15 protein-coding genes are annotated in these 14,193 nt (G+C 49.9%); all 15 read right to left on the reverse strand.

Annotated features, from left to right (window positions below; translation table 11 throughout):
• The 15 genes from GK108_RS05750 to GK108_RS05820 all read right to left on the reverse strand — a co-directional run bounded on the left by GK108_RS05750 (position 1) and on the right by GK108_RS05820 (position 14,143).
• On the reverse strand, positions 1-339 hold the full coding sequence (locus GK108_RS05750; RefSeq protein ID WP_163944251.1) for an STAS domain-containing protein: 339 nt from the start codon (positions 337-339) through the stop codon (positions 1-3).
• A gap of 69 nt (positions 340-408) precedes the next feature.
• Complete coding sequence (locus tag GK108_RS05755) at positions 409-2,301, reverse strand: AGE family epimerase/isomerase (RefSeq protein ID WP_163944254.1); 1,893 nt, start codon at positions 2,299-2,301, stop codon at positions 409-411.
• Between the two features lie 47 nt (positions 2,302-2,348).
• Complete coding sequence (locus GK108_RS05760; RefSeq protein ID WP_163944257.1) at positions 2,349-2,765, reverse strand: VOC family protein; 417 nt, start codon at positions 2,763-2,765, stop codon at positions 2,349-2,351.
• A 13-nt stretch (positions 2,766-2,778) separates the two neighbouring features.
• Positions 2,779-3,348 carry a DJ-1/PfpI family protein gene (locus GK108_RS05765; RefSeq protein WP_163944260.1) on the reverse strand — a complete coding sequence of 190 codons (570 nt, stop codon included), beginning with the start codon at positions 3,346-3,348 and terminating at the stop codon, positions 2,779-2,781.
• A 34-nt stretch (positions 3,349-3,382) separates the two neighbouring features.
• Positions 3,383-4,141 (reverse strand): DJ-1/PfpI family protein, encoded by a 759-nt coding sequence (locus GK108_RS05770; protein ID WP_163944263.1) that lies wholly within the window; start codon positions 4,139-4,141, stop codon positions 3,383-3,385.
• Positions 4,142-4,184: 43 nt separating this feature from the next.
• Positions 4,185-5,027 (reverse strand): MBL fold metallo-hydrolase, encoded by an 843-nt coding sequence (locus GK108_RS05775; protein ID WP_163944266.1) that lies wholly within the window; start codon positions 5,025-5,027, stop codon positions 4,185-4,187.
• A gap of 38 nt (positions 5,028-5,065) precedes the next feature.
• Positions 5,066-5,407: a nuclear transport factor 2-like protein gene (locus GK108_RS05780; RefSeq protein WP_163944269.1), complete on the reverse strand. Its 342-nt coding sequence runs from the start codon at positions 5,405-5,407 to the stop codon at positions 5,066-5,068.
• Positions 5,408-5,456: 49 nt separating this feature from the next.
• On the reverse strand, positions 5,457-6,314 hold the full coding sequence (locus tag GK108_RS05785) for an FAD binding domain-containing protein (protein WP_163944274.1): 858 nt from the start codon (positions 6,312-6,314) through the stop codon (positions 5,457-5,459).
• A 6-nt stretch (positions 6,315-6,320) separates the two neighbouring features.
• Complete coding sequence (locus GK108_RS05790) at positions 6,321-9,200, reverse strand: molybdopterin-dependent oxidoreductase (protein ID WP_163944277.1); 2,880 nt, start codon at positions 9,198-9,200, stop codon at positions 6,321-6,323.
• Between the two features lie 28 nt (positions 9,201-9,228).
• Entirely contained in the window at positions 9,229-9,621 is a 393-nt protein-coding gene (locus GK108_RS05795; protein WP_163944280.1) for a nuclear transport factor 2 family protein, read from the reverse strand.
• Positions 9,622-9,634: 13 nt separating this feature from the next.
• Positions 9,635-10,057: a hypothetical protein gene (locus tag GK108_RS05800; RefSeq protein WP_163944283.1), complete on the reverse strand. Its 423-nt coding sequence runs from the start codon at positions 10,055-10,057 to the stop codon at positions 9,635-9,637.
• A gap of 41 nt (positions 10,058-10,098) precedes the next feature.
• Positions 10,099-11,796, reverse strand: coding sequence for a thiamine pyrophosphate-binding protein (locus tag GK108_RS05805; RefSeq protein ID WP_163944287.1), 1,698 nt, complete (start codon positions 11,794-11,796; stop codon positions 10,099-10,101).
• Positions 11,786-12,613, reverse strand: coding sequence for a type 1 glutamine amidotransferase domain-containing protein (locus GK108_RS05810; RefSeq protein ID WP_163944290.1), 828 nt, complete (start codon positions 12,611-12,613; stop codon positions 11,786-11,788). Before GK108_RS05810 ends, GK108_RS05805 begins: the two co-directional genes overlap by 11 nt.
• A gap of 335 nt (positions 12,614-12,948) precedes the next feature.
• Positions 12,949-13,701, reverse strand: a complete 753-nt coding sequence (locus GK108_RS05815) for an HpcH/HpaI aldolase family protein (RefSeq protein ID WP_163944293.1) — start codon at positions 13,699-13,701, stop codon at positions 12,949-12,951.
• A gap of 10 nt (positions 13,702-13,711) precedes the next feature.
• The gene (locus GK108_RS05820; RefSeq protein ID WP_163944297.1) at positions 13,712-14,143 is read right to left on the reverse strand and encodes an ester cyclase; all 432 of its coding nucleotides are present in this window, start codon (positions 14,141-14,143) and stop codon (positions 13,712-13,714) included.
• Between the last annotated feature and the right edge of the window lie 50 nt (positions 14,144-14,193).

Below are 14,193 nucleotides of genomic sequence, written 5' to 3' on the forward strand. Positions count from 1 at the left end.
CTACGCAGCTTTAAGGGTGTTAATGCCTTCTTCCAGCGTTTCGGCCGTAATGAAAAACGATAAAAAGCCGGTATTGGCCATGATATCCAGAATTTCCTCGGATGTTCCGACCAGCACAACCTTTCCGTTTTGCGCTTTTATCTGTCGATAGATCATCAGTAGAACCCGCAATCCGGCGCTGGACAGAAAATCTACGTTCGACAAATTGATGATAGCCGCGCTTTTTCCCTGGATGGCAGCGATGGCGTTACGTTCAAATTCAGAGGCTGTTTTGCTGTCGATACTGCCAGATGCTTCAATGACGGTGATACCCTCTACCGTACTGGACGTTACGTTCATACTTGTATAAAGTTTGAAAAAGTTGAAGCTCAGCCGCTAATTCGCATTAGCCGCTGAGCTCTATCGGTCTTATTTTACGGGGGTGAGCAGAACTTTTACGCGTACCTGTTCACTAGTATCTGGTAGTTTTACCGTTAAAGCTTCCGCATCAAAGTTGGTGTATGGCTCATCGTTGATGAAGCACTCGCTGATGTATACGCTTCCTTTCGGCAGAATATCGGGCGATACGTACAGGATGTTATCCTTGAACGAATCGGGATATGGCTTGAAGTAGAAATACGTCGGTTCTTTGGTAATCAGTAAGTTGATGTAAACCGTCGACAGATAGCAAAGCTCTGTGCTGTGGTAGGCACTCATAGAGTGGCTGCCTTTGAAGCGCTCGGTTCCCATCAAATACGGCATCCCGTTCGAGAACACGTTGAAGTAAACGCCACCGTCGTCGGTATCGAGGAAGAATGCGTTATAGAACGAAGCCGCTTCGCGAGCCTGCTTTTCATAATCTTTCTCGCCCAGAATACCCTGGAGGATCAGATAGGCCAGAATAGCCTGTTCCTGCTGCCACCAGGCTTTCCGGTCGTGCCATACGAAGCGGTGATAACGACCGCCCGATTTGGCTTCCCGTTCGACTACGTCGTACCAGCCACCGCGCTGTTGGTCAGACCCAGCAGCAGGCATCAGTTCGGCAATTTTTTTGGCGAAGTCGATGTATTCCTGCTTTGGATTCAGCGACTGCATCCGCATCAGGTTCCAGGCAATTTTGAGGTTGTGCCCTACCACCGCCCGGTTTTGCTGCCAACCCCAGGTCTGGTCTTTGCTCCAGTCTTCCATGAATTTCTCCTGCACAAACGGACTCTTGTCGTAGTCAGGGAAATACTTGGTGATGGTATCAAAGGTGTATTCGAGGAAGTCAGCGTATTTTTTCTCGCCGGTTGCCAGATACAGATTGATCAGGTAAGCAGGCGCGTGATCGCCCACGGAATTCCAGTTTTTGCGAGCTCGGTTGTGGGCCAGCGATTCGTCGCGGGGATCGAGACCAATTGGGTCGATGTGCGAGAAATAGCCTTCCTGCTCGTTGTCTTTGAAATAGGTTTCGAACAGGTCAATGGTTTTTTCAATATCGAACAGAATGCGTTTGTCGCCCGTGATCCGGAACGTTTGGGTTGGTCCGGCCAGCGCATAGATCTGCTCGTACATCGGAATCGAATAGTAATCGTCACCGAATTCGGAGGTAAGCAGTTTGGTTTCTTTGGCACCATCTAGTTTCAGGCCGTGGTACCAGTAGATGAGGTCGGCATCCTGGTCGAAGAAACGCATGTGCTCGCGGAGATATTCGGTTCCTTTTTCGGCACCTTCCAGGAAGGCATCATTACCGGTGAGCATGTAGGCCGACGCAAAGCCATAGATCATGCGGGAAATGGTGTCCGTTTCCTGAAGGTAGTCACCACGTTTGGCGCCACCCAGATGGAGCATTGTGCGGTATTTGCTATAATCGATTGGCTCTTCGGGATAATTGAACTGCCATTTCAGATAGCTGGTAGCAATTGAGCTGATTTGCTGAATCCACCAGCTCTGGCCTTCATGCCGATATTCCAGCGGTGCTTTGCCAGGGAAGATCAGGAATTGTACCTCAAACAGGGGTTCATCGTCATCAACGCCAGGGTAGAACGTACCATAAGCGTGAACGTACTGCCCCTTTTGCGAAAGCATTTCAAAAATAATAGGAGTAGCATCCTGATAGCCTTCGTCCAGATTCCGAACGCTACGAGCGTAGGTAGTTGCGATAAGGCCAAGTTTGAAATGGCGACCATCGGAGGTTTCCAGAACAAACGCTTTTTCAGTAGGAATGAATTCGACTACGTAGCCTGAAACGGTATCGGAAAACGTAAAATCGATGCGCATGTTCGCTGCCTTTGATGGCTGGCCGTTAGTGCCCTGAGCGGGTTTGTCAATATCGGTTTCCATGAAATCTGATTGGAGTTTTTGAGGTTGAAATCCTAATAAAGGGTTTATTATAAGTCGGATTGGTCGGTATAGCCCTGGCTGATCTCGACGATGTTGCCATCGGGGTCTCTGAGCCAAACGGTTTTCCAGCCGGGAATGAAAGCGCTGAAATCCAGTGGTCCCAACGTAACGTCGGCGTCACTTCCTAAGGCCGTGACGGTGGCGTCTACGTCATCCACCTGAAAAGCCAGATGCCGAATGCCGGTATAGTGCGGACCATCGTTGACGGCAGCCGGAAAGCCTGGGTGCTCAGCATCGGCCCGGAATAGCTCCAGATAAACAGATTGGTCGTTTTTCAGGAAAACGATAGCGTTGTCGTCGCTCAAAGGAATGACGCGGGCCCGGCGGAAACCAAAGTGATCGCTGTAAAACTGCTCCGTTTTAGCAGGGTCGGTACAGGATAGTGCTACGTGCGAAAAAACCATATCAGCCTATTGATTAAGGTGTGGATAGAAGTTCAATGATTTTTTTTGCAAACAAGTGAGCATGACCACCTGACCGACCCGTCACTAAATCGCCATCGACTACTACGTCTTCGTTGGTATAGATGGCACCGTAGGCTTTGGCATCGCCAATCAAGTTGTTGTGGCAAACCAACTTCCGGCCAGCTACGAGTTCAGTAGCGGGAGCTGTGAGCCATAAGCCGTGGCAGATAATCCCCTTCAGGATACTTTTCTCCGCGAATACCCGTTTGAGAAATTCCGTTGCGGGCGGTATTTTCTCCACATCTTCGGTATAGCGCAGCCGGTCAGATACCATACCCGAGGGTACAATAATAGCAGCGTAGCTACGGAGTTCTTCGTCGCTCATATTTTCGAAGCTTTCCCAGCAGTCCATTGGAGCCCTGTATTCGTGGCCGTGGAATGTGATCCGCTCCTGTCCCCAGAGCCGCGTCAGAAAATGGAGTTCCGCGCCTTCCTCGGGGAAGCGATACTTGTAGTAAAAGATTTCGTTTTCGAAGTAGTCGCTTTCCAGAAGCACCCCAATCTTCTTGCCGCTCAATGTCATGGTAGTCGTTTTAAAAAGTCAGTACCGAAACCGATTAAGCCGAAAGTGCGGTTACCAATTGGTCTCCGAAGGCGATGGATGACTCAACAGACAGGGCCGTTACGAACGGATGATCGTACATGACCTGTGGTTTTTCGCGATTGGCCGTCGGGTCAGAATATACCTTGCCAGTTGGGCCAACGGCATCTTCAACAATCACCTGCAGCGGGAAAACAAACCCCTGGGTTACCAGATCCGTACCCGTATTTTCTTCTGTGGTACGTACCAGCGGATAGTTCATTAAGCCGGTGAAATCCCATTCGCGTGGGTGAGCAACCACCTTCTTGCCGTAGATGATCGACCGGTGTAACGTATCGGTATCGCGCGCCCAGACGAAAGCGCCAACGGCGTAGCAAAGTGCGCCCAGCACTTTACCCTGGTTGTAGGCGTCAACGCAGAGCTGGTGAACGAACGGGTTGCCAACAATATCGAGTGGAGAGCCTGGCCCACCTACTAACACCAGCGCATCGTAGCCATCTACTTTAGCGTCTTCAACTTTGATGGGTGTATCCCATTCACCTGAATCCAGAATTTCGTTGATTCGGTCAACTACTTCGGGTGGGTTTACATTATAATTCTGCATGGGATCGACAAAATCTTTATCCATGCTGAGTTGAAGCGGTAATGGAGTTATTCCTTTTGGGGTTGCCAGTGTTACGTCGAAACCTGCCTTTTTAAGGGCGTCCCAGGGAGCCTGTAACTCTTCGCCCCACAAGCCTACATTAGAAGCCAGTATCAAGACTTTCTTGCTCATATCTGCAATTGAATTAATTGAGTTAACGAAATGGTTTGAGGTTTTAACTGCCGTAAGGCTGGCTGTAAAGCATAAACGCCGACAAATCCAGCATATCGACTACTTTATAGGTTGGGTATTTTTCCATGACCCGCTGTTTGAATTCGGCTCCATCGGCGGCTGTTTCAAACACCGACTTCATGAATTTCAGGGTTTCGATCATGGTATCGCATACGCTGGAATCGGTAGGCTGACCGTGGCCGGGAAAGATGGTTTCGTAGCCTTTTGATTTGATGGCTTCGAGCTGTTGCATCCACGAATCGAAACTATAGTCGTTTGTTACGTAGTTACGGTCGCCAACGTAGGGGTACACTCCGTTGTAGACCATGTCCTGCGCGATCAGTACGTTGATCTCCGGTAGTTCGACCATGAGCGAGAACGTGGATTCGGTACCAAAGTTTTTCTGGTAAACGAGCGTCAATCCGTCCAGTGTTTCCTCCTCTACGGTTAAGGCCTGTGGTACGGTTACGGTGCTGGTAACGGTATCGCCAAAGGCTGGCTTCTTACTGTCCAGCATCATCTGACCGTAATTCTGGATTTCGTAAGCCGTTTCCTGCAGTGCGTAGACAGGTACGTCGGCAAATGATTCCAGACCAGCCCAATGGTCGGGATGGTTATGGCTGATGATAACCTTGTTGATTGGCTTTCCAAGGCTGTTCGCATAATCTCTGACAGCCTGAGCCTGTTCTTTCACTAACTGAGCATCAACGATAATCAGCGATGCTGGTGTTTCGATAATCTGCGAGCAAACCATCTCGGCCGATTCGGGGCTGAGGTAGCTATGGATTACGTACGGGCCTTTTTCAACCTTCGTAATGGTGGCAGAATTGGTAAGGGTTGGGTTCATAGCACAGATAGGAGTTGGAGGTTTTACCGGCGTTTCTATTAGGGTTTAATGCCCGAATAATGGCGGAAGATTTTTCCGTCTTTCATGTACAAGGCATCGTACACTTTGGAGGGGCCGTTTGTGGTGTCGATGGTTGCCTCCAGAAAGATGCTATCGTCGGTAATGGCCAGCTTTTCGGTTGATATGAAGCCCCGATAGATATAGTCGATATAATCGCTCAGTTGTTTTTTGAGAGCCTCCTTTCCCTTAATATGGATAGGTTCGTCGGCTACCAGCAAAATCATTTCAGCATCGTCGTGGTAGTCGTGTTCGACTAATTCGTTAGCATCTTTATTCGCTAACAGCACCAGATGGTTTTCGTAAAATGCTTGATTGTCCATTATTGATTAGTAAAGAGGATGGAATAAGTCGGTGAATAGTTCTGAGTTGTCAGGAAACGGTTTGCTTCGTCAGGCTTTTCAGGGCCCGCTGTAGAAGCACACCAGCCAGATGACGCTGGTATCCTTCGGGAATTCTGTCGTTATGAATCGGCAACTCATCCTGGCCTAACTGGTCGGCTGCGCTCTTGATCGAATCGGGGGTTAACGAGCTGCCAGCCAGTTTTTCTTCGATGTTTTTCAACCGGATTGGTTGTTCCGTAAAACCGGCTAGTATCAAGCGAATCTGATCGAGAGTATCGCCCGATTGCGTTAGACTTATGGCAATGCCGTGGTTTGCCTGACGCCCTGCGAGCTGATTGACAGTCAGATAAGCACTCGATTTTGCGGCTGGTTCGGGCAACACAATCATCGTAATCAGACCACCCTGCGGAAGCAGTACCCGATTGCCATTCTGACTAAAATAGTGAATGGGAAGGCGTGTGTCGTTATCGCGGGTAAGGACCACTACCGAAGCGTCCAGGGCCATCAGAGCCGCCAGGACGGGAGCATGAATGCGGCCACCGTGGCTCAGAGCGCCACCAAACGTACTGTGGTGACGTAGGTGAGGATCAGGAATTGTAGCCAGCGCCTGGGCCAATGCCGGATACTGATTAAGAGCCTCATGGGTAAGCAGGCTGTTGTACGAAGCAGACGCGCCTATCCGTAGTTCGCCGTTGTCAATATTGATGCTGGACAGCCCCGGAATTTTACGAAGACTAACCAGCGTATGAAGCGAAGGAACCCCTTTTTTGAGGTCACTAATTAACGACTGGTCGGCCGTAAGAATCTGATGCCCTTCGCGCCCCACCAAATCGAGGGCCTCCTTAAGCGTTTCGGGCGCTTTGTAGGTAAGTTGAATTCCGATCATGACTGGCTATAGGGTTACAGATTGTTTATCCTGGAGTATTGTCCAGAGTTTTTCTGGCGTTACGGGCATGTCGATGTGCTGCACATCGAACTCCGACAGGGCATCGCAAATCGCATTGACAATGGCGGGCGCTACGGGTGGATTGCTAACGTCTCCGGCGCCTTTGGCACCTAATGGATTGGATGGAGAAGGGGTTTCGGTTCGGTATAGCTCGATAGGGGGTAGCCAGCTTGCTCGGGGAATAGCATACGAATCCAGGTCGTTGGTTAGTACCAGCCCTGTTTCCGGATCGTAGTGCGCTTCTTCCGACAAGGCCTGACCAATACCTAACGTAATGTTGCCATACGTCTGACCATCAACAACGCCCGGATTGACAACAACACCAAAATCATTGGCCGCAATGTATTTTTTGAGATCAACCTGATACGTTTCCTGATCAATTTCAACAATAGCGATGTGCGTGCCGTAAGGGAAGTTGAAATTCTTGGGATCAAAATAAGCGGTGGCTTCAAGACCAGGATCCATGCCTTCGGGTAAGTCCCAGCCAAACCAAAGCATGAGAGCTACCTGCTGAAGACTCATAACGGCCTGTTCGGGGGCTGGAATACCAATCACTTTGCCGTCTTTGTACTCAATCAGTTCCAGCGGCATTTTGAACAGATAGGCTGCATATTCCCGTGCTTTTTTAATAATTGCCTGGCAGCCTTTCTGAACGGCAGCTCCTTCAACACTGAGTGAGCGGCTACCGTAACTGGCCTGACCGTAGTAAAGCGGGTTCGACGTATCGGAGTGTTTTAGCGTGATATAGTCGACAGGAATCTGTAGTTCCTGAGCCGCTATCTGCGCGAACGTAGTGTCCTGCGACTGGCCGTGGGGCTGCGCGCCGGTTGTAATGGCTACTTCGCCGGATGGCGCTACGTGGATGTAAGAACTGCCCCAGGTACCGCTCAGAAGTCCTTCGCCACCCATCTTGGCCGAATTACCGACGCCCGCTACAACTACGTAGGAGCCAATGCCCAGGCCAAGCCATTTGCCACGCAGGCTTGCCTCTGCCTTCATATCGGCCAGATTCGCATAGTCGGCTTTTTCCAGGGCCAGATTCAGCAGGTTTTCGTAGTCTCCTGAATCATAGGTCCAGCCAAGGCCATTATCAAACGGGAACTGATCGGGTTGAACCATGTTGATTCGGCGAACTTCTGCAGGGTCCATGTTCAGTTTCCGGGCAAACATCTCAATCATTCGCTCGATAAAGAAGATGGCTTCTGCACGGCCTGAACCACGCATAGGCGCTGCTGGCACCTTGTTGGTATAGACCACATCGACCTCGTAGCTGGCGTGCGGGATTACATAAGCGCCCGGAATACTTTTTCCAATCAGTGGTAGCGGCTGGCCGGGTGCATTGATGACCGGATAAGCGCCTACATTCGTGAAGGCCCGGCAGCGTAGTGCCGTGATTTTTCCATCGCGCGTTCCGGCAATAGTACCGTATTGAACCTGATCGCGGGATTGGGCTGTGTTCTGTGAAAACCCTACCCGCGTATCGACCCACTTGACCGGGCGACCCACCTGTTTGGCCATCCAGAGAACCAGTGGTGTATCGGGGTATAAGTTTCCTTTGCAACCGTTACTCTCGCCAATGGCCGGGACCACAACGCGCAGGCTGTTGTAGGGAATGCCCAGGACGTAGAGCGAAATCAGTAAACGATGTGGATAAGGAATTTGGGTATTTGTCCAGAGGGTATACTGATTCGTATGGGTATCGAAATTGCCCAAAACGCCACGGACCTCTAACGTATTGTGCATCATCCGCTGGTTGTAGATCCGCTGTTCAACCACTACGTCTGCTTCTGAAATGGCTTGTTCTACGGCCGCTTTATCGCCAAAAACAGCATTCAGCATGCGGTTGTTAGGCACGGAGTCATGCAGCAATGGCGCACCTTCCTTGAGTGCTTCTTCGGGATCGAGAACAACCGGGAGGGCTTCGTAATCAACTTTGATTTTGGCTAGTGCATCGTAGGCCTGCTGGCGTGTTTCGGCCACAACAGCGGCTAACTGGTCACCCGCAAAGCGAACTTTATCGGTCGCAAAAACCCGATGTGAACCGGGAACAATTCCGGATGGGTGTGATAGGAAATGGCTCTCGGTATAGGGCGGAACCCAGATAACGGGCATTGGCATCACCTGCTCGGTGTCTTTAGCCGTAAATACCCGGATAACCCCCGGCATAGCCTCCGCTTCCGACGTATCAATCGATTTGATGAGCGCGTGCGCATGCGGGCTTTGCAGAATAGCCGCATGAGCCATACCAGGCAGGGTCATGTCGGCAATGAATTTCGCGTCGCCTGTCAGTAAAGCTTCTGTTTTACGCGTTTTAAGCGATTGGCCAACGTTCTGACTGGCTGATTCCTGACCATTGCTGTGTTGATCGGTTAAGCGTTCGGCCGCTTCTTTTACCGCCTTGACGACCTGCTCATAACCGGTTTCGCGGGATAGATTTCCCTGAAGCCATTGCTTGATGTCGTCTTCGGTAGGGTTAGGATTGTTTTGCAGCAATTCAACAACCGACATAATCGTACCGGGTGTCGAAAAACCATTTTGTACGGCAAAGTTTTCCCAAAAAGCCGTTTGGACCGGATGAAGTCCTGTGGTGCTGGCCAATCCTTCAATCGTAGTAATGGCGCAACCTTCTGCCTCAACCGCCAGCATCTGGCAGCTTTTGGTCGTTTTTCCATCTACTAAAACCGTACAGGTACCACAACTACCGGATCCGCATCCCCATTTGGTTCCTGTCAGATTCGCGTAATCACGTAAAAAATCAATCAGCAGTAATCGGGGTTCAATATCTTGCTGGTATGGCTTCTGATTGATAAGGAGTTCCAGGTTCATAAGAAGAAGGGAGGAATAGTCGAGTAGGTTAAGCTAGCGAGCCATCAGGGTGTTGGACCATGCCCGCAAAGTGAATGGCAATGCGACCGTCACGTAGCACCCAACTGTCGGCGAAACGCATATGGCTTTCTCCGTCGGCGGTTTTCATGGTAATCTGCTCCGTAATCATCAGCGTTTCGGGGTCTTCGGTTTCGGCCCAGAACACGATGTCGGTTTCGAGACCGTCAATGCCCAAAATTCCCTGCATATGCTCACGGATTTGCTCACGACCTTTGTAAATAACCGGCTGTTTGGAGAAGCTGCTAATCAGTAAAGCGTCATCGGTGTATTGATCCAGTAACGCTTCGATATTTTTATCCAGAATGTACTGAATATGCGTTTTATACATCTCACCAAGTTTGGTGCTCGGTACGTTTGTCATGGATGTGAATGGATTATAGGGTAGCAGATCCTTCGTGGTACTTCAGTTCATCGACGGTATAGGTAGTCACCACTAGTTTGTCGGCTTTAGCAGCTACTTCCCAGGTTTGATAGGCATCCAGTTTGATACGTTTGCTATAAGGTTCTGGGGCATTCCAGACGCTGGCTTCCCACTGAACGACAACTTTAACCGAAGCGGTGTCGCCATCGATTGTTGATTCAACCGATTTGACGGTGTGAACTTCATCGAAGAAAATACGGATTACGCGCTGGTACCAGCCTTCAAAACCAGCGTGCCCGTAGACGGTTGCTTCCGGAAAAATCATCTTTAGCTCGTCGTCGGCCAGGTATGGTAGAATATCAACCATCGGGACGTGAATGTCGAGCATGTGGTACCAGTCTTTCGCTAGCTGGGTAATCGATTCATTGGTTAACATAATGACTTGTAGGATGATCGGTTAAAAAAGAGGAAGATGTCTTATTGAGAACAGTTGGTTTTGACCCAGTCTGGATGGAAGTTGCCTTCCAGGACCAAATCAATCAGAAACGGTTTGTCGTCGGCTAGCATTCGATCAATGGCGGGGCCAATCTCTTCGGGCTTTTCAACACGTACCGCATCGACACCCATCGATTGAGCCAGTATGTCGAACCGGATGGCTGGGTACGATAGATCAAACGAAAGCGGATAGTTGTGACTGTCGATGCTACGTTCTTTCCAGTACACGTCGATGTTCAGTTGCAGCAGTTTATAGGAACCGTTGTTGCATACAACAAATTTGGCTCCTGCGTTGTGGCGAACCGCAGACCATAGGGTCTGGATCGTATACATGCTACCGCCATCGCCCGAAAAACCTATAACGGTTTTATCAGGATTAGCCAGTTTGGCGCCAATGGCACCCGGAAAACCAACGCCCAATGAACCACCACGGGTGATAAAATACGAGCCCGGCAGGCGGGGTGGAATGGCCTGTTGTACGGCGCCTGAACTAGTTAGGGCTTCGTCGAAAATGATGACGTCCTGCGGTACTTTCTGAGCCAGTACGTCGGCGAATTGCGCCATTTTCAGCGGTTTGCCGTCTACAACAGGCTCGGGTGTTTTGGCTGCCCTGGCTTTCTGGGCCTCGCGAGCCGCCTGCAAACGCCCTTCGGCTGCTGTCTTTTGTTCGCTCGTCTGTAGCCTTTCAATGGCTGCGGCCAGGGCTGCCAACGAAAGCTTGGGATCGCTGACAACGCCCAGATCAACTCGATGGTTTTTCGCTATCTCGTAGGCGTTCAGATCGAAATGAATCACCTTCGCATCTGGTTTATAAATATCGTCCAGATGAGGGAAAACCTCCGGTAGCATGTAGGTGCCAACGATTAGATTGGCATCGTTCTGACTGGTGATCGGATAGCTAAAATCACCAAACATGTGGCCCGTAGTTCCCTTATACAAAGGATGCGTATTATCCATGAATATGTCGCCGAATTCAGCGCCATACACATCGGCTCCGAGCAGTTCTGCCACTTTTTCCAGTTCGCTGTTCGCGCCTGAATAAGCAACACCGTCACCCGCAAAAATGGTTGGTTTTTCGGCCGCTATTAGCCATTGGGCGGCTTCTTCAATTTGTTCGGGAGCTGGTGCTACGCGGGTTGATGGAATATGAGTGGGGAAAACCGGCTCGTCGTTGATGGCATCCAGTACGTCCATGGGCATACAGATATACACCGGAGCCATCGGCGGAGTAGACGCTATTTTGATGGCACGACGTAACGTACGTAACAGCGACTTGGGCGATAGCACCATGGTCGAGTACTTGGTTACGGGTTCCATCATGGCAACGAGGTCGTTGGCCATTTGGGAATCCATGTTCATGTACTGGAGCCCAGCGTCGGAGCCAATCACAACCAGAGGAGCATGCCCCCGTTTTGCCTGATATAACGCCCCTACGGCATTTCCGATGCCGGGGGAGCTGTGCAGCTGCACAATCGTTGGCTTTTGCGTAGCCCGAGCGTAGCCGTCGGCCATCATAACGGCCACCGACTCCTGAAGCGTCAGGATGTACTTCATCTCTGGGTATTCAGCTACGGCGTCCAGGAAACCCTGTTCTACCGTACCCGGATTGCCAAACATGTGATCCATGCCGTCGGCCAGGAACTGTTCGATGATTTTCTGATTACCGGTCTTACCAGCCATAGCGTTTCAACCCGTTATCCAGTACGTTAACAAACTGATCACCAAACTCAAGCGAACACTGTAGCGAACGGGCCGTAATGAACGGATAGTCGACAATAACAGACGTTTCTTTGCCAAAATTGCCATGATACTGGCCCTCGGGACCAACGGCATCACTAAGAATATATTCCAGGACATAGGGTGGTGGCCCCATGTTCAGATCGGTATTCAGGAAGCCCGTACCATCGTGATAGTCATATTCGATGCAGTGACCCGTAACGTGTTTGCCCCGGATAATGGATCGACGTTCGTTAAAGTCGCGGGCAAACACTAACGGTGCTACGCCGTAGCAGATAGCACCGATTGGCATATCTTTCTTGTAAAAGGCAAGAATAATATCGTGAACCCGCTGATTGTTAACGATATCGATGATCGGTCCACTGCCACCAACCAGCAGTAAGCCAGCGTATTCACTCGTGAGATCCTCCTGAGCTATCTTCAAGTCACTGTAATACTTTTCGAATTCTCTCAGAAAGTTGGGTGTTGAAAAGTAGGGCCGTTCTGGAACTACCTCCGACATATTACGCCGTTCTTCCAGGCGGTTGGTTGCTTCGAATGCCTTTACCATGTCGGCAGCCTCGGGAGTCGTTACACAAACGCCTAACGGTGGGTCCATATACGTTGTGTCGTAGCTGGGGGGTAAGGCTTCCGCTTTCTTTCCCTTAGGGGTCATAAATTCGACCGTATACCCAGCTTCTTCAAGTTTTGTCAAGGGGCCTACTAATTCTATTCCCCAGTATCCGTATTCTGATAGGATAGCCAGAATTTTCTTTGACATTTAACAGAGTAGTTTTAATAAAAAGAGAAATAAGTGCGTAGCACAGCCAGCGCACTCGGGTAAGGAGTGAAGGCGTTAAAACCAACTGACTGGAAAAAAGGAAAGAATCAATCTGTACAACACTATGTGTAGTACAAGACCGACCTGAATTGTTGCGAAAAAGTTACGTGTTTCATAAAAAGGGAAGGTCGAAAGTGGTCAACGATTTTTGCTCTCGTATTGTATACCAAAGCTAGAGGTTTAGAATTAACGAAGAAGCGATTTGCCGTGAACAACGAGTCACATGGAGTGAACGACGCGCTTTTGGGCGTGAGTTAATCGGACCCCTTGTTACATTAGTTTTGCTTCACCGTATCGAGCAAATTTTTGGTAGCTGAGGCCAGGATCAGTACGTCGGCTCCCAGCGTTACCAGCCGAAAACCTTCCTTAATTCGTGCCTTCGCCTGATTGGGATCACCGGCAAACGTACCACAGGGAATACCGGCGTCTTTACAAGCCTGCAATACCTTTTGTACCTCTGCTTCAATGGCTGGATTGCCTAAATCGTTCTGCAGATTCATGCTACCGGCCAGATCCAGTGAGCCAACAATAACGGCGTCTAACCCCTCAACCTGTAGAATGTCGTGGATATTCTGAACGGCCGCAATGTGTTCAATCATAAAAATCGTTGCTACGTTGTCGTTGGCCGTTTTTATGTAATTGCCCAGGTTGAGGCCGTAGCCTTGTGCTCTGGCCAGACCAATACCCCGTTCGCCCAGAGGAGGGTATTTCGTGAATCGGATGGCTTTTTCGGCATCTTCCTTGCTGTTGACAGACGGAATGATGATGCCGTCAGGGCCCGTATCCAGCACCCGCTTGATAATAGTCTGATCGTTACAGTCGACACGGACAATCGCCTGCGTTTGGGTGCCCGAAACGGCCTGTAGTTGGGCTTGAATCGTTTCGAGACTCATGCTCGTATGCTCAGCTTCAATCCAAAGCCAGTCGAATCCAATATGAGCAACCAGTTCGGCCAGTTGAGGATTCCCAATGGTTAAGGTTAGCCCATATACGGGGTTTCCAGAAGCAAGTTTTTCCTTGAAATGCATAACCAGTTACTTATTGAATCATGCCCAGGTCTTTCATCAGCGAATAGGAGTCGTACGGGAACCACCATAATTCGGCCAGCTTACCATTGGCAAAACGACAGATAATGTTGTAGTGGAATTTGATTTGCTTGCCGTTGGGGGGCGTTCCGTCTGGCAGGGGGCCGGTAAACGTTCCCAGATAAGAGAGCTCCAACGTAACCTTATCATCTTCACCGTAGAGGTTGTGGATTGTGTGAGAGCCATCCGGGAAGGCAACTTCTTCTGTTACGTAAAAAAACTCGCCTAAGGATTTATTGCCATGCAGATCGCCGGGAACAAAGTGGGTATGTCCCACAAAATCTTCGGCAACCAGATCGAGGTAGGCATCAAATGTTCTGGCATCATTGCTCTCAACAATGAAGCGCATAATCTTTTTGTTGTTTTCAACAGAATTGACTTCCATACGTATTGTTTTTGTTAAGGAATCACGAATTGAACGGGTATAGAGCAGAA

This window comes from Spirosoma terrae (assembly GCF_010435915.1).
GTDB lineage: Bacteria > Bacteroidota > Bacteroidia > Cytophagales > Spirosomataceae > Spirosoma > Spirosoma terrae.

What these genes read in the sequence shown, in the direction of transcription:
- GK108_RS05795 (WP_163944280.1), bottom strand. Translation starts at nt 9,621, where the DNA reads ATGACAAACGTACCGAGCACCAAACTTGGTGAGATGTATAAAACGCAT.
- GK108_RS05805 (WP_163944287.1), bottom strand. Translation starts at nt 11,796, where the DNA reads ATGGCTGGTAAGACCGGTAATCAGAAAATCATCGAACAGTTCCTGGCC.
- GK108_RS05800 (WP_163944283.1), bottom strand. Translation starts at nt 10,057, where the DNA reads ATGTTAACCAATGAATCGATTACCCAGCTAGCGAAAGACTGGTACCAC.
- GK108_RS05790 (WP_163944277.1), bottom strand. Translation starts at nt 9,200, where the DNA reads ATGAACCTGGAACTCCTTATCAATCAGAAGCCATACCAGCAAGATATT.
- GK108_RS05770 (WP_163944263.1), bottom strand. Translation starts at nt 4,141, where the DNA reads ATGAGCAAGAAAGTCTTGATACTGGCTTCTAATGTAGGCTTGTGGGGC.
- GK108_RS05775 (WP_163944266.1), bottom strand. Translation starts at nt 5,027, where the DNA reads ATGAACCCAACCCTTACCAATTCTGCCACCATTACGAAGGTTGAAAAA.
- GK108_RS05820 (WP_163944297.1), bottom strand. Translation starts at nt 14,143, where the DNA reads ATGGAAGTCAATTCTGTTGAAAACAACAAAAAGATTATGCGCTTCATT.
- GK108_RS05815 (WP_163944293.1), bottom strand. Translation starts at nt 13,701, where the DNA reads ATGCATTTCAAGGAAAAACTTGCTTCTGGAAACCCCGTATATGGGCTA.
- GK108_RS05780 (WP_163944269.1), bottom strand. Translation starts at nt 5,407, where the DNA reads ATGGACAATCAAGCATTTTACGAAAACCATCTGGTGCTGTTAGCGAAT.
- GK108_RS05785 (WP_163944274.1), bottom strand. Translation starts at nt 6,314, where the DNA reads ATGATCGGAATTCAACTTACCTACAAAGCGCCCGAAACGCTTAAGGAG.
- GK108_RS05765 (WP_163944260.1), bottom strand. Translation starts at nt 3,348, where the DNA reads ATGACATTGAGCGGCAAGAAGATTGGGGTGCTTCTGGAAAGCGACTAC.
- GK108_RS05750 (WP_163944251.1), bottom strand. Translation starts at nt 339, where the DNA reads ATGAACGTAACGTCCAGTACGGTAGAGGGTATCACCGTCATTGAAGCA.
- GK108_RS05760 (WP_163944257.1), bottom strand. Translation starts at nt 2,765, where the DNA reads ATGGTTTTTTCGCACGTAGCACTATCCTGTACCGACCCTGCTAAAACG.
- GK108_RS05810 (WP_163944290.1), bottom strand. Translation starts at nt 12,613, where the DNA reads ATGTCAAAGAAAATTCTGGCTATCCTATCAGAATACGGATACTGGGGA.
- GK108_RS05755 (WP_163944254.1), bottom strand. Translation starts at nt 2,301, where the DNA reads ATGGAAACCGATATTGACAAACCCGCTCAGGGCACTAACGGCCAGCCA.